9 protein-coding genes are annotated in these 13,792 nt (G+C 71.7%); 8 read left to right on the top strand and 1 reads right to left on the bottom strand.

Going from position 1 to position 13,792, the window contains the following annotated elements; genetic code table 11:
* Positions 1–3: 3 nt before the first annotated feature.
* Positions 4–4,050 (top strand): ATP-dependent RNA helicase HrpA, encoded by a 4,047-nt coding sequence (hrpA, locus tag ACN269_RS30375; protein WP_421475662.1) that lies wholly within the window; start codon positions 4–6, stop codon positions 4,048–4,050.
* Between the two features lie 52 nt (positions 4,051–4,102).
* Here the strand turns inward: hrpA and ACN269_RS30370 are convergent, their stop codons facing one another.
* A complete protein-coding gene (locus ACN269_RS30370) occupies positions 4,103–5,035 on the bottom strand; it encodes a LysR family transcriptional regulator (protein ID WP_421475661.1) in 933 nt (310 codons plus the stop codon).
* An 83-nt stretch (positions 5,036–5,118) separates the two neighbouring features.
* Here ACN269_RS30370 and ACN269_RS30365 point away from each other — a divergent pair, with 83 nt between their 5' ends.
* The 7 genes from ACN269_RS30365 to ACN269_RS30335 all read left to right on the top strand — a co-directional run bounded on the left by ACN269_RS30365 (position 5,119) and on the right by ACN269_RS30335 (position 13,787).
* Complete coding sequence (locus ACN269_RS30365) at positions 5,119–5,802, top strand: succinate dehydrogenase cytochrome b subunit (RefSeq protein WP_421475660.1); 684 nt, start codon at positions 5,119–5,121, stop codon at positions 5,800–5,802.
* 1 nt (position 5,803) lies between these two features.
* Positions 5,804–7,741: a fumarate reductase/succinate dehydrogenase flavoprotein subunit gene (locus ACN269_RS30360; protein ID WP_421475659.1), complete on the top strand. Its 1,938-nt coding sequence runs from the start codon at positions 5,804–5,806 to the stop codon at positions 7,739–7,741.
* Positions 7,738–8,499: a succinate dehydrogenase/fumarate reductase iron-sulfur subunit gene (locus ACN269_RS30355; protein WP_421475658.1), complete on the top strand. Its 762-nt coding sequence runs from the start codon at positions 7,738–7,740 to the stop codon at positions 8,497–8,499. Before ACN269_RS30360 ends, ACN269_RS30355 begins: the two co-directional genes overlap by 4 nt.
* A gap of 775 nt (positions 8,500–9,274) precedes the next feature.
* Positions 9,275–10,459 carry a zinc-dependent alcohol dehydrogenase gene (locus ACN269_RS30350; protein ID WP_421475657.1) on the top strand — a complete coding sequence of 395 codons (1,185 nt, stop codon included), beginning with the start codon at positions 9,275–9,277 and terminating at the stop codon, positions 10,457–10,459.
* Complete coding sequence (locus tag ACN269_RS30345; protein ID WP_421475656.1) at positions 10,456–11,418, top strand: SDR family NAD(P)-dependent oxidoreductase; 963 nt, start codon at positions 10,456–10,458, stop codon at positions 11,416–11,418. The genes ACN269_RS30350 and ACN269_RS30345 overlap by 4 nt, the downstream gene beginning before the upstream one ends.
* A 108-nt stretch (positions 11,419–11,526) precedes the next feature.
* A complete protein-coding gene (locus ACN269_RS30340) occupies positions 11,527–12,528 on the top strand; it encodes a serine hydrolase (RefSeq protein ID WP_421475655.1) in 1,002 nt (333 codons plus the stop codon).
* A gap of 113 nt (positions 12,529–12,641) precedes the next feature.
* On the top strand, positions 12,642–13,787 hold the full coding sequence (locus ACN269_RS30335) for an MBL fold metallo-hydrolase (RefSeq protein ID WP_421475654.1): 1,146 nt from the start codon (positions 12,642–12,644) through the stop codon (positions 13,785–13,787).
* The last annotated feature ends 5 nt before the right edge of the window (positions 13,788–13,792 follow it).

Genomic DNA, 13,792 nt, shown 5'->3' with positions numbered 1-13,792 from the left:
GACATGCAGAATCCAGCCTCCTCCGCCGCGACCGATCCCGTCCGCGACCTGCACCGCCGCCTCAGTCCCCTGATGTTCCGCGACCAGCGCCGGCTCCAGCGACGCCTGGACGGCGCCCGCAAGCTGCGCGACCCCCAGCGCCGCGAGGCGGCCCTGACCGAGATCACCGCCGAGCTGGCCCGCGCCGAACAGCGGCTGGCCGCCCGACGGGCGGCGGTGCCGACGATCACGTACCCGGTGGGGTTGCCGGTCAGTGAGCGCAAGGACGACATCGCCGCCGCCATCCGGGATCACCAGGTGGTGATCGTGGCCGGCGAGACCGGCTCCGGCAAGACGACCCAGCTGCCGAAGATCTGTCTGGAGCTGGGGCGCGGCATCAACGGCCTGATCGGGCACACCCAGCCCCGGCGGCTGGCCGCCCGGACGGTGGCCGACCGGATCGCCGACGAGCTGGGCACCGAGCTGGGCGACGTGGTCGGCTACAAGGTGCGCTTCACCGACCAGGTGAGCGACCGCAGCCTCGTCAAGCTGATGACCGACGGCATCCTGCTCGCCGAGTTGCAGACCGACCGGATGCTGCGCCAGTACGACACGCTGATCATCGACGAGGCGCACGAGCGCAGCCTCAACATCGACTTCATCCTCGGCTACCTGCGCGAGCTGCTGCCCCGCCGGCCCGACCTCAAGGTGATCATCACCTCGGCGACCATCGAGACCGACCGCTTCGCCAGGCACTTCGCCGATGCCGAGGGCAGCCCGGCACCGGTCGTCGAGGTCTCCGGACGCACCTACCCGGTGGAGGTCCGCTACCGGCCGCTGGTCGAGGTCGCCGAGGGCGACGAGGACGGCGACGCCGACGAGGAGAACGTCCGCGACCAGATCCAGGCGATCGGCGACGCCGTCGAGGAGCTGGCCGCCGAGGGCCCGGGCGACATCCTGGTCTTCCTCAGCGGCGAACGGGAGATCCGCGACACCGCCGACGCGCTGGGCAAGCTGGTGCAGAAGAAGCGGTCGCTGCTGGGCACCGAGATCCTGCCGCTGTACGCCCGGCTCTCCGCCGCCGAGCAGCACCGGGTGTTCGCGGCGCACAGCGGGCGGCGCGTGGTGCTCGCCACCAACGTCGCGGAGACCTCGCTGACCGTGCCGGGGATCAAGTACGTGGTGGACCCGGGCACCGCCCGCATCTCCCGCTACTCGAACCGGCTCAAGGTGCAGCGGTTGCCCATCGAACCGGTCTCGCAGGCGTCGGCGAACCAGCGCAAGGGCCGCTGCGGTCGTACCTCGGACGGTATCTGCATCCGCCTCTACGACGAGCAGGACTTCCTGTCCCGCCCCGAGTTCACCGACCCGGAGATCCTGCGCACCAACCTGGCGTCGGTCATCCTCCAGATGACCGCGATCGGGCTGGGTGACCTGGCCGCGTTCCCGTTCATCGACCCGCCGGACAAGCGCAACATCACCGACGGCGTCAACCTGCTGCACGAGCTGGGCGCGCTGGACCCGACCGAGGCCGATCCCGCGAAGCGGCTCACCGCGCTCGGCCGGCGGCTGGCCCAGCTACCGGTCGACCCGCGGCTGGCCCGAATGGTGGTCGAGGGCGAACGCAACGGCTGCGCCACCGAGATTCTGGTGATCGCCGCCGCGCTCTCCATCCAGGACCCGCGCGAGCGCCCGGCGGAGAAGCAGGCCCAGGCCGACCAGGCGCATGCCCGGTTCGCCGACAAAGAGTCGGACTTCGTCGCGTACCTGAACCTGTGGCGGTACCTGCGGGAGCAGCAGCGTGAGCTGTCGTCCAGCGCGTTCCGCCGGATGTGCAAGGCGGAGTACCTGAACTACCTGCGCATCCGCGAGTGGCAGGACATCGTCAGTCAGTTGCGCCAGGTGCTGCGTACCCCGGCCGAGAACGACCGGCGCGGTGGGCGGCCGGCGCGGGACACCCCGGCCGAGGCGGACGCCGGCCGGGGTCGCCGGGGCGGCGCGGACCTGCCGGAGGAGATCGACACCCCGAAGGTGCACCAGTCGCTGCTGCCCGGCCTGCTGTCGCACATCGGCCTCAAGGACACCCAGAAACACGAGTACCTGGGGGCGCGGGGCGCGAAGTTCGCGCTGTTCCCCGGCTCGGCGCTGTTCAAGAAGCCGCCGCGCTGGGTGATGGCCGCCGAGTTGGTGGAGACGTCCCGGCTCTGGGGGCGCATCGCCGGGCGGGTCGAGCCGGAGTGGGTCGAGCCCCTCGCCCAGCACCTGGTCAAGCGCAGCTACAGCGAGCCGCACTGGGAGAAGAAGCAGGCCGCGGTGATGGCCTACGAGAAGGTCACCCTGTACGGCATGCCGCTGGTCGCGTCGCGGAAGGTCAACTTCGGGCGGATCGACCCGACGCTGAGCCGGGAACTGTTCATCCGGCACGCCCTCGTCGAGGGCGACTGGCAGACCCACCACCGGTTCTGGGCCGACAACAAGCGGTTGCTGGGTGAGATCGAGGAGTTGGAGAGCCGGGCCCGCCGCCGGGACATCCTGGTCGACGACGAGACCATCTTCGCCTTCTACGACCAGCGCATTCCCGCCGAGGTGGTCTCCGGTCGGCACTTCGACACCTGGTGGAAGAAGACCCGCCACGAGCGGCCCGACCTTTTGACCTTCACCCGCGACCAGCTGGTCAACGACGGCCGGGGCGGTGTCGACGAGCGCGACTACCCCGACGAGTGGCAGACCCAGGGGGTGACGCTGCCGCTGACCTACCGGTTCGAGCCGGGCACGGCGACCGACGGCGTCACCGTGGACATCCCGCTGCCGCTGCTCAACCAGGTGCCGGCGGAGAGCTTCGACTGGCAGGTGCCGGGGCTGCGCGAGGAGCTGGTGATCGCGCTGATCCGCTCGCTGCCCAAGCCGATCCGGCGCAACTTCGTGCCGGTGCCCGACTACGCGCGGGCCGCCCTCGCGGCGATCGCCCCCGGGGAGACGTCGCTGCTGGACGCGCTCACCCGTGAGCTGCGGCGGATGACCGGAGTGACGGTGCCCCGCGACGCGTGGGAGCCGGACAAGCTCCCCGCGCACCTGCGGGTCACGTTCCGGGTGCTCGGCGACGACGACAAACCGGTCGCCGAGGGCAAGGACCTGCCGGCCCTGCAACGTCAACTGCGCCAGGAGGTACGCCAGGTCGTGGCGGCCGCCGCGCCGGAGGTCGCCCGTACCGGCCAGCGGGAGTGGAACTTCGGCACCCTGCCGCGGACCATCGAGCAGGTACGCGCCGGCTACGCGGTGACCGCGTACCCGGCCCTGGTCGACGAGGGCACGACGGTCGGGGTGAAGGTGTTCGACTCCCCCGCCGAGGCGGAGGCCGCGCACTGGGCCGGCACCCGCCGACTGCTGCGGCTCACCGTGCCGTCCCCGGCCCGGTTCCTCCAGGGCCGGTTGAGCAACGAGGCGAAGCTGGCGCTGAGTCGCAACCCGCACGGCGGCGTGCAGGAGCTGATCGAGGACGCGGCGGGCGCGGCGATCGACCGGCTCATCGACGCCGCCGGTGGGCCGGCGTGGGACGCCGAGGGCTTCGCCGCCCTGCGCGAGAAGGTCCGCGCGGACCTGGTCGACACCGTCGTCGAGGTGATGGACCGGGTCCGCAAGGTGCTCGCCGCCGCGTACGCGGTCGAGCAGCGGCTCGGCGCGACCCGCAACCTGGCCGTGGTGGCGGCGCTGGCCGACATCCGCAAGCAGCTCGCCGGGCTGGTGCACGCCGGTTTCATCACCGAGACCGGGTACGCCCGCCTGCCCGACCTGCTGCGCTACCTCACCGCGATCGAACGTCGGCTGGACCGGCTCGGCGGCAACCCGCAGCGCGACCGCCAGCAGCAGGACCGGATCGCGGTGGTGCGCAAGGAGTACGACGACCTGCTCGCCGCGCTGCCGCCGGCCCGTCGGCAGGAGGCGGCGGTCCGGCAGATCCGCTGGATGATCGAGGAGTTGCGGGTGAACGTGTTCGCCCAGGCGCTGGGCACCCCGTACCCCGTCTCGGAGCAGCGGATCTACCGGGCGATGGACGACGCCGAGGGCCGCTGACCCGACCGGCCTGGCCGCTGCCGGGCGGTTCGCGGCGGCGGCCTCGGCCGGGTCAGCCCAGCGGCTCCACGCCCGGCGGCAGCTCGCCCCGGTCGATCGCGGCCTGGACGTAGTCGAGCAGGATCCGCCGCAGCTCGCGCCCGGCGTGCGTCGGCACCACGTCGCGGCGGCGGGCCACCGCGATGGTCCGCGTCACCCCGGGGGACGCCAGCGGCGTGATGCGTACGCCGGGCCGGCGGGCCAGCACGATCCCCGGCACCAGCGCGATGCCGAGTCCCGCCTCGACGAAGCTGAGCACCGCGTCCATCTCACCGCCGTCCACCGCGAAGCTGGGCTCGAAGCCCGCCTCCCGACACGCCGCGATGGTGGCGTCCCGCAGGTCGTAGCCTTCCCGGAACATCACCATCGGCTGGTCGCGCAGGTCGGTGATGCGCAGCTCGCCCGTCGCCGACGCGGTCGGCACCTCGTCCACCGAGGCCACCACCAGGCTCTCGCGCAGGATCGGGTCGACGCGCAGGCCCGGGTCGGCGCCCTGCGACGGCATGATGATCAGCGCCAGGTCCAGGTCGCCGCGGAGCAGGTCACGGACGAGGTCCTGGGACCCGCCCTCCTCGACGCGGAGGTCGACGGTGGGGTGGGCGTCGCGGAACCGGCGCAGCACCGGCGGGGCGAGCGAGGTGGCCAGGCTCGGGGTCGCGCCCAGGCGTACGCGTCCCCGGCGCAGGCCGACCAGCTCCTGCACCTCCCGGGTCGCGGTCTCCACGTCGGCGAGGATCCGGGTCGCCAACGGCAGGAGCACTTCCCCGGCCGCGGTGAGGGCGATGTTGCCCCTTACCCGCTCGAACAGCGGGGCACCGAGGTCGGTCTCGAGGGCGTGAATTTGCTTACTCAACGAAGGCTGGGTTATGCCGACGATGTCGGCGGCTTGGGTGAAATGTCGTACTTCGGCCACCGCAACGAAGTACCGAAGCTGATGGAGCTGCATCTACATAGCTTACGGCTATCAACGCTGCGAGTTCGATGCATTGGACGACTGATCAAAGTGCTCCTAGCGTCGGTCAGGTGGTAATGACGAAAACTCGGTCGCCCATCCGCTCGAACGTCGGCCTCAAGGCCGTCATGGCGGTGACGGGCATCCTGCTGGTGCTGTTCCTGATCGCGCACATGCTCGGGAACCTGAAGGTGTTCACGGGGGAAACCTCGTTCGACCACTACGCGCACTGGCTGCGCGACATCGGCAAGCCGCTGCTGCCCGGTGTCTGGTTCCTGTGGATCCTGCGCACCGTCCTCGTGGTGGCCGTCGTCGCCCACATCTGGGCCGCCACCGTGCTGGCGCTGCGCGCCCGCGCCGCCCGCCCGGTGAAGTACGCCCACCGCAAGAAGGTCCGGGGCAGCTACGCGGCCCGCACCATGCGCTGGGGTGGCGTGATCATCCTGCTGTTCGTGATCTACCACCTGCTGGACCTCACCACCGGCACGCTCAACCCGGTCGGCGAGGAGGGCAAGCCGTACGGCAACGTCGTCGCCGACTTCGCCCCGGAGCGCTGGTACGTCACGCTCTTCTACACCCTGGCGATCGTCACGCTCGGCTTCCACCTGCGCCACGGCGCGTTCAGCGCGTTCCGCAGCCTCGGCCAGCAGACGCCCCGGGGCGAGCGCCGGGCGCGCGCCGCCGCGCTGGTCTTCGCCGTGGTGCTCTGCGCCGGATACCTGGTGGTCCCGTTCGCCGTACTCACCGGATTGGTGTCCTGACATGGAACTCTTCACCGAGGGCGACCCGATCGCCGACACGAAGGCGCCCGCCGGCCCGGTCGAGAAGCGCTGGGAGACCCGGCGCTTCGAGGCCAAGCTGGTCAACCCCGCCAACCGCCGCAAGATGACGGTGATCGTGGTCGGCACCGGCCTGGCCGGCGGCTCCGCCGCCGCGACGCTGGCCGAGCAGGGCTACCACGTCAAGTCCTACTGCTACCAGGACAGCCCGCGCCGGGCCCACTCGATCGCCGCGCAGGGCGGCATCAACGCCGCCAAGAACTACCGCAACGACGGCGACTCCGTACACCGGCTGTTCTACGACACCGTCAAGGGCGGCGACTTCCGCTCCCGCGAGTCGAACGTGCACCGCCTCGCCGAGGTGTCGGTCAACATCATCGACCAGTGCGTCGCCCAGGGCGTGCCGTTCGCCCGCGAGTACGGCGGCCTGCTGGACACCCGTTCCTTCGGCGGCGCGCAGGTGCAGCGCACCTTCTACGCCAGGGGCCAGACGGGCCAGCAGCTGCTGCTCGGCGCGTACCAGGCCCTGGAGCGGCAAATCGGCCTCGGCAACGTCGAGATGAACGCCCGGCACGAGATGCTGGAGCTGGTCGTCGTCGACGGCAAGGCCCGGGGCATCGTCGTCCGGGACCTGGTCACCGGCGAGATCAGCACCGAGATGGCCGACGCGGTCGTGCTCGCCTCCGGCGGCTACGGCAACGTCTTCTACCTCTCCACCAACGCCAAGGGCTGCAACGTCACCGCCACCTGGCGGGCGCACCGCAAGGGCGCGTACTTCGCCAACCCCTGCTACACGCAGATCCACCCGACCTGCATCCCGGTCTCCGGCGACCACCAGTCGAAGCTGACCCTGATGAGCGAGTCGCTGCGCAACGACGGCCGGGTGTGGGTGCCGAAGGCCAAGGGCGACGACCGCAGCCCGAAGGACATTCCCGAGGACGACCGGGACTACTACCTGGAGCGGATCTACCCGTCCTTCGGCAACCTGGTCCCCCGCGACATCGCCTCCCGCGCCGCCAAGAACGTGTGCGACGAGGGCCGGGGCGTGGGTCCGACCAAGCTCGGCGTCTACCTCGACTTCGCCGACGCGATCGACCGGCTGGGCCGCAAGGCCATCGAGGCCAAGTACGGCAACCTCTTCGAGATGTACGAGCGGATCACCGGCGAGGACCCGTACGAGGTGCCGATGCGGATCTACCCCGCCGTGCACTACACGATGGGCGGACTCTGGGTCGACTACGACCTCCAGTCCAGCATCCCGGGTCTCTTCGTGATCGGCGAGGCGAACTTCTCCGACCACGGCGCGAACCGGCTCGGCGCCTCGGCGCTGATGCAGGGCCTCGCCGACGGCTACTTCGTGCTGCCCACCACCATCGCCAACTACCTGGCGTCGGGCCCCCTCGACAAGGTCGACGCCAGCCACCCGGCGGCGGTCGAGGCCCGTACCGACGTCGAGGACCGCATCCAGCGGCTGCTGGCGGTCGACGGCGACCGGACCGTGGACTCCTTCCACCGGGAGCTGGGCCAGATCATGTGGGAACACTGCGGCATGGAGCGCTCCGAGGCCGGACTGCGCAAGGCGATCGGCGAGATCCGCGACCTGCGCGAGCAGTTCTGGCAGCGGGTCAAGGTGTCCGGCACCGGCGAGGAGCTGAACCAGTCGCTGGAGAAGGCCGGCCGGGTGGCCGACTTCTTCGAGCTGGCCGAGCTGATGTGCATCGACGCCCTGCACCGCGAGGAGTCCTGCGGCGGTCACTTCCGGGCCGAGCACCAGACCCCCGACGGGGAGGCGCAGCGCGACGACGACAATTTCGCGTACGTCGCGGCCTGGGAGTTCACCGCCACCAATGAGCCCTCGGTGCTGCACAAGGAAGACCTGAAGTTCGAATACGTCCACCCCACGCAGCGGAGCTACAAGTGAACCTGACCCTGCGCATCTGGCGCCAGAAGGGCCCTGAGGACAAGGGTCGGATGGTGACCTACCCGGTCGACGACGTGTCCCCGGACATGTCGTTCCTGGAGATGCTCGACGTGCTCAACGAGCGGCTGATCCTCTCCGGCGAGGACCCGGTGGCGTTCGACCACGACTGCCGCGAGGGCATCTGCGGCATGTGCGGCCTCATGATCAACGGTGACGCGCACGGGCCGCAGCGCGGCACCACGGCGTGCCAGCTGCACATGCGGCAGTTCAAAGACGGCGACACGATCGACATCGAGCCGTGGCGGGCCAGCGCCTTCCCGGTCGTCAAGGACCTGGTGGTCAACCGGAGCGCCTTCGACAAGATCATCGCCGCCGGTGGCTACATCACCGCGCCGACCGGCAGCGCGCCCGAAGCCCACTCCACGCCGGTGGCCAAGGCCAACGCGGACGCCGCCTTCGAGTCGGCGGCCTGCATCGGCTGCGGCGCATGCGTGGCGGTCTGCCCGAACGGCTCCGGCATGCTCTTCACCGCCGCCAAGCTCACCCAGCTCTCGCTGCTGCCGCAGGGCCAGCCGGAGCGCTACACCCGGGTGATCGGCATGGTCGACGCGCACGACGAGGCCGGCTTCGGTGGCTGCACCAACGCCGGCGAGTGCACGGTGGCCTGCCCGAAGGGCATCCCGCTGAACACCATCGGCCGGCTCAACCGCGACTACCTGTCGGCCACCACCAAGGGCGGCAACACCCCGGGTTCCTGACCCTCCCGGCCAGCCCACCCTGACCGCCGCGCCCCGATCATCGGGCGCGGCGGTCAGTCGTCGGCGGCGCATGCGCACGCAGCGGTCCGACCCTGGTCTGGCCCACCCCCCGGCCCGCCCGACCGGGCCCGCGACAGACCCGGCCCGGCCCGCGGCTAGCCCCGGCCTGGCCGCGACCGGCCCGCGGGCAAGATCCACTCCATATCAGCGAGGTGGCGGTGTCCCGGCGCTGGGATACCGCCACCTCGGCGCAATGGAGTCGATCATGTGGCCGCGCCGTTGGGCGTGCGCGCCGATGCGGCGCAGCACCGTGGGCAAAAGGGGCGATGCGCGCGACTCGCACCGCTTCCCGGGCCCCGCCAACGGACAACAGGGCAAGACCAACTCGGCATGCAGGAAGTCGGCCCATCCAGGGGCCCACAACACCCCGACTTCCTGGAATCCGAGTCGATCAACAGGGCCACCCACGAGCGGCCACGCCGATCGCCCAGACGGCGACCAGCGCCGGCTGGGGGCGACCGTGCCCGGCGCAGGGATCAAGCCTGACCGCCCGGAGCCGGGCGCGGTCGCCCCCAGCCCCAACCGCAACCACCGACAAGCCGGGCACGGTCGCCCCAGCCCCAGCCCCCAACCGCAACCACCGACAAGCCCGGCACGACCGGCCAGACCACCCGTCGGCGGGGCCGGTAAGCCGGGCGACGCGCCTGTCGCGGCTGGTTCAACTCCCCCTTCCCGGGTAGCAGTCAGGGCAGGGACCGAGGGAGGGCAGCCGGACATGAAGGCGTTGACCTGGCAGGGCAAGCGGGACGTGCGGGTCGAGGAGGTGCCTGATCCCCGGATCGAGGAGCCTACCGACGCGATCGTCAAGATCACGTCGACGGCGATCTGCGGCTCGGATCTGCACCTGTACGAGGTGCTGGGGCCGTACCTCAAGCCCGGGGACATCCTGGGACACGAGCCGATGGGGATCGTCGAGGAGGTCGGCTCGGAGGTGACCGGCCTGAAGCCCGGCGACCGGGTGGTGGTGCCGTTCAACATCTCCTGCGGCGACTGCTGGATGTGCCGACGCCAGCTCTACGCCCAGTGCGAGACGACCCAGGTGACCAGCGAGGGCAAGGGCGCGGCGCTGTTCGGCTACACGTCCCTCTACGGGTCGGTGCCCGGCGGCCAGGCCGAGTACCTGCGCGTTCCGCAGGCCCACTTCGGGCCGATCAAGATCCCGCAGACCGGCGCGGACGAGCGCTACCTCTACCTCTCCGACATCCTGCCCACGGCCTGGCAGGCGGTGAAGTACGCGGACACCCCGCCCGGCGGCACCCTGGCCGTCTTCGGGCTGGGCCCGGTCGGCCAGTTCTGCGCTCGGATCGGCCGCCACCTCGGCGCCGGCCGGGTGATCGGGCTGGACCTGGTGCCCGAGCGGCTGGAGCTGGCTCGCCGGCACGGCATCGAGGTGCTCGACGTACGCGAGTTGTCCGACGTGCCGGGCGCGCTGATCGACCTGGTCGACGGGCGTGGTCCGGACGCGGTCATCGACGCGGTCGGCATGGAGGCGCACGGCTCGCCGGTGGGCAAGCTCGCCCACGCGGCCGTCGGACTGCTGCCGGACAAGCTCGCCCAGTCGATGACCGACCGGGTCGGCATCGACCGGCTGGGCGTCCTGCACGCCGCGCTCAAGGCCGTCCGGCGCGGCGGCACCGTCTCGCTCTCCGGGGTGTACGGGGGCGAGGCCGACCCGATGCCGATGATGGAGATGTTCGACCGGGGCGTCCAACTGCGGATGGGGCAGTGTCACGTGCGCCGCTGGGTCGACGAGATCATGCCGCTGCTCTCCGGTGACGACGACCCGCTGGGGGTGGAGGATCTGCGGACCCACCGGCTGCCGCTGAGCGACGCGCCGCGCGCGTACGACATGTTCCAGAAGAAGGAGGACGGCTGCATCAAGGTGGTCCTGGAGCCGTGAGTCGGGTGGTGGTGGTCGCGGGCGCGACCAGCGGTATCGGCCGGGCGACGGCCCGGGCGTTCGCCGAGCGCGGCGACCGTCTGGTCCTCGCGGCCCGCGCGCCGCAGACCCTCGCCGAGGTACGGGCGGAGTGCGCGACCGTCGAGGTGCTGACCGTGGCGACCGACGTGACCGAGTCGGGGGCGCTCGAAGCGCTCGCGCACGCGGCGATCGACCGGTTCGGCCGCATCGACGTGTGGGTGCACACCGCGGCGGTGATGGCCTACGGGCGCTTCGACGAGTTGCCGGAGCGGGTGTTCGACCAGGTGGTGCGGACGGATCTGCTGGCTGCCGCCGGCGCGGCCCGGGTGGCGCTGCGGCACTTCCGGGCCACCGGCGCCGGGACGCTGATCCTCACCGGTTCGGTGCTCGGGCACATCACCGCCCCTTACATGAGCGCGTACGTGGCCAGCAAGTGGGGTTTGCAGGGGCTGGCCCGGACGCTCCAGCAGGAGCTGCGGGACAGCCCGGGCATCCGGCTCTGCCTGGTCAACCCGGGCAGTGTGGACACACCCGTCTACCAGCAGGCGGCCAACTATCTGGGCCGCGTCGGCCGCCCACCACCGCCGGTCGCCGGACCGCAGCGGGTGGCGCGGGCCATCGTCGACTGTGTGGACAGTCCGCGTCGGGAGGTGTCGGTGGGCCGGCTGAACGTGGTGCTACGCGCCGGCTTCACGCTGCTGCCCGGCGTCTACGACGTCCTCGTCGGCCCGTTGATGCGACTCGCGGGCCTCAGTGGGCGGCCGGTCGCGGCGCACGACGGTTCGGTCTTCGCGCCGAACCCGGCCGGCGAGGCGGTCCGTGGCGGTCACCTGCCCGACCTGCGGCGGCTCGCCCGGACGGTGTCCGGACCGGCGGCGCAGCTCCGCCGGACCGCGGGCGGCGCGATCGGCGCAGCGCTGCGGCGGCTTCCCGGGTGAGACTGTTCGGGACTGTTCGGGACTTCTCCGGGGGCCATCATGAATAGATCAACTCGCCTAGCGTGGGGGGCCGGCAGACGCTCCGGCGCCCCACGACGGGAGAGACGATTGACCATCCGACTGAACCGCAGGACCGCCCTCGGACTGGGCACGGTGGCCACCGCCGGTACGGTGCTCGCCGCGACCACTCCGGCCAGCGCCGCCGAGGCGACACCGACCATCCCCGCGCAGGCGGCCCGGCGGGTCGCCGCCGTCTTCGGTCGCCACAGCGCCGAGGCCGGCGGCAACTGGCAGGCGTACGTCAGCGTGGCCGACCCGGCAGGTGCGCCGGTGGTCGCGGTGGCGACGGAGGCCGACCGGCGGATCGAGGCGTACAGCGTCAACAAGATCGCGGTCGCCACGGCGGTGTTGGACAAGGTCGACCGTGGACTGCTGACGCTGGACCAGCGGGTCGAGGTGACCGCGGCGATCGTGGTGCCGGGTGGCGACGGCATCTTCAGCCTGGACGGCACGTACCCGAGCAGCGTCACGCTGGGCCACGTGCTGGCGAACCTGCTGACCGTCTCGGACGACACCGCCGTACGGCTCTGCGGGCTGGTCGCTCCCGCCGCCGAGATCAACTCGATCCTGGTCGCCAAGGGCTTTCCGAACACCCAGGTCGAGCCGGTGGCCAACCCGAACCGGTTCTTCCTCGGCACGAGCACCCCATCCGAGACCCACGACCTGCTGCGGGCCCTGGTCGCCGGCACGCTGCTCTCGCCGGCCTCGACGGCGCACCTGCTCGGGCTGCTGCGCTCCCCGGTGGCCTTCACCGACGGCATCCGTCGCACCATGTCCTCCGACCAGCGGGCCCGCATCGCCACCAAGGCCGGCTGGTTCGCCGACGCCCGGCACGAGGCCGGGGTGATCTTCGACCGGTCCGGCGCGGCGGTGCTCACCTACGCGCTCTTCGCCGACGGGCAGGCCGACCCGGACAACTTCGGCGCGACCCATCCGGCGGTGCGGGCGCGGGCCGCCATGGGCCCGAAGTTCCTCGCCGCGGTGGACCGCCTCGGGGGCGCGGGCACCGCGTACCGGACGACCGTCCAGCGGCCCAGCAACGGCGGCTGACTCCGCTGCCGGGCCGGTCGTCGGGGGACGACCGGCCCGGTGCGGGCGACCGCCGGGGCGGGAACCGTCCGGGGGAACTACCGTGTAGTGCGGGACACGGCGGAGGGACGGCGATGACGCCAACGGGACGCACGGATGCGCAGAAGCCGCTCGGGCGACGGGTGCGGGCGACGGCGGGACTGGCCGCGCTGGCCGGCCTGGCCTGGGTGGCACGGGACGTGCCGGCGGCACTGGGCGGGCGGCTCGCCGGAGCCCGGGCCGAACGGGCGGCGCGCTCGCCGCAGTTCCGCGACGGCACGTTCCACAACCAGGCCGACGTCCGCACGATGGTCGCCGCCGAACCAGGTCGTAACCTGGTCCGGGAACTGATCTTCGGCAAGCAGAAGCGCCGCCCCACCGCGCCCGTGCCGCTGCTGCGGCCCGGCGCGTCGCCGGCCGCCGACACCGCCGACGAGCTGAACATCGTCTGGTACGGCCACGCCTCGGCGCTGATCGAGATCGAGGGCCGGCGGGTCCTGCTCGACCCGGTGTGGAGTGACCGCTGCTCGCCGTCCGGCGCGGTCGGCCCGCGTCGGCTGCACGAACCGCCGGTGGGCATCGACGAGCTACCCCCGCTGGACGCCATCCTGATCTCCCACGACCACTACGACCACCTGGACATGCCCACCGTGCGGGCGCTGGTCGCCGGGCAGTCGGCGCCGTTCGTGGTGCCGTTGGGAGTGGGCGCCCACCTGGATCGCTGGGGGGTGCCCGCCGAGCGGATCATCGAGCTGGACTGGTCCGAGTCGCACCGGGTCGACGGGTTGGCGATCACCGCCACCGCCGCCCAGCACTTCTCCGGCCGCGGGCTGCGCCGCGACGGCACGCTCTGGAGTTCCTGGGTGGTCGCCGGGGCACGGCGCAAGGTCTTCTACACCGGTGACTCCGGCTACTTCGCCGGGTACGCGGCGATCGGCGCCGAGCACGGGCCGTTCGACGTGACGTTGATGCAGATCGGCGCGTACGACCGGGCCTGGCCGACCATCCACATGTTTCCCGAGGAGGCGGTCGACGCCCACCTGGACCTGCGCGGCGGGCTGTTCATCCCGGTGCACTGGGCGACGTTCAACCTGGCCCTGCACGACTGGTCGGAGCCGGTCGACCGGTTGTGGGCCGAGGCGAAGGCGCGGGACGTACGGCTCGCCGTACCCCGACCGGGTGAGCGGGTGGTGGTCGACGACCCGCCGGCCGTCGACGGGTGGTGGCAGTCCGTCGCCTGAGACGG

Source organism: Micromonospora sp. WMMD736, assembly GCF_049179015.1.
Classification (GTDB): domain Bacteria; phylum Actinomycetota; class Actinomycetes; order Mycobacteriales; family Micromonosporaceae; genus Micromonospora.
This window is presented reverse-complemented; position numbering and strand designations above follow the sequence as displayed.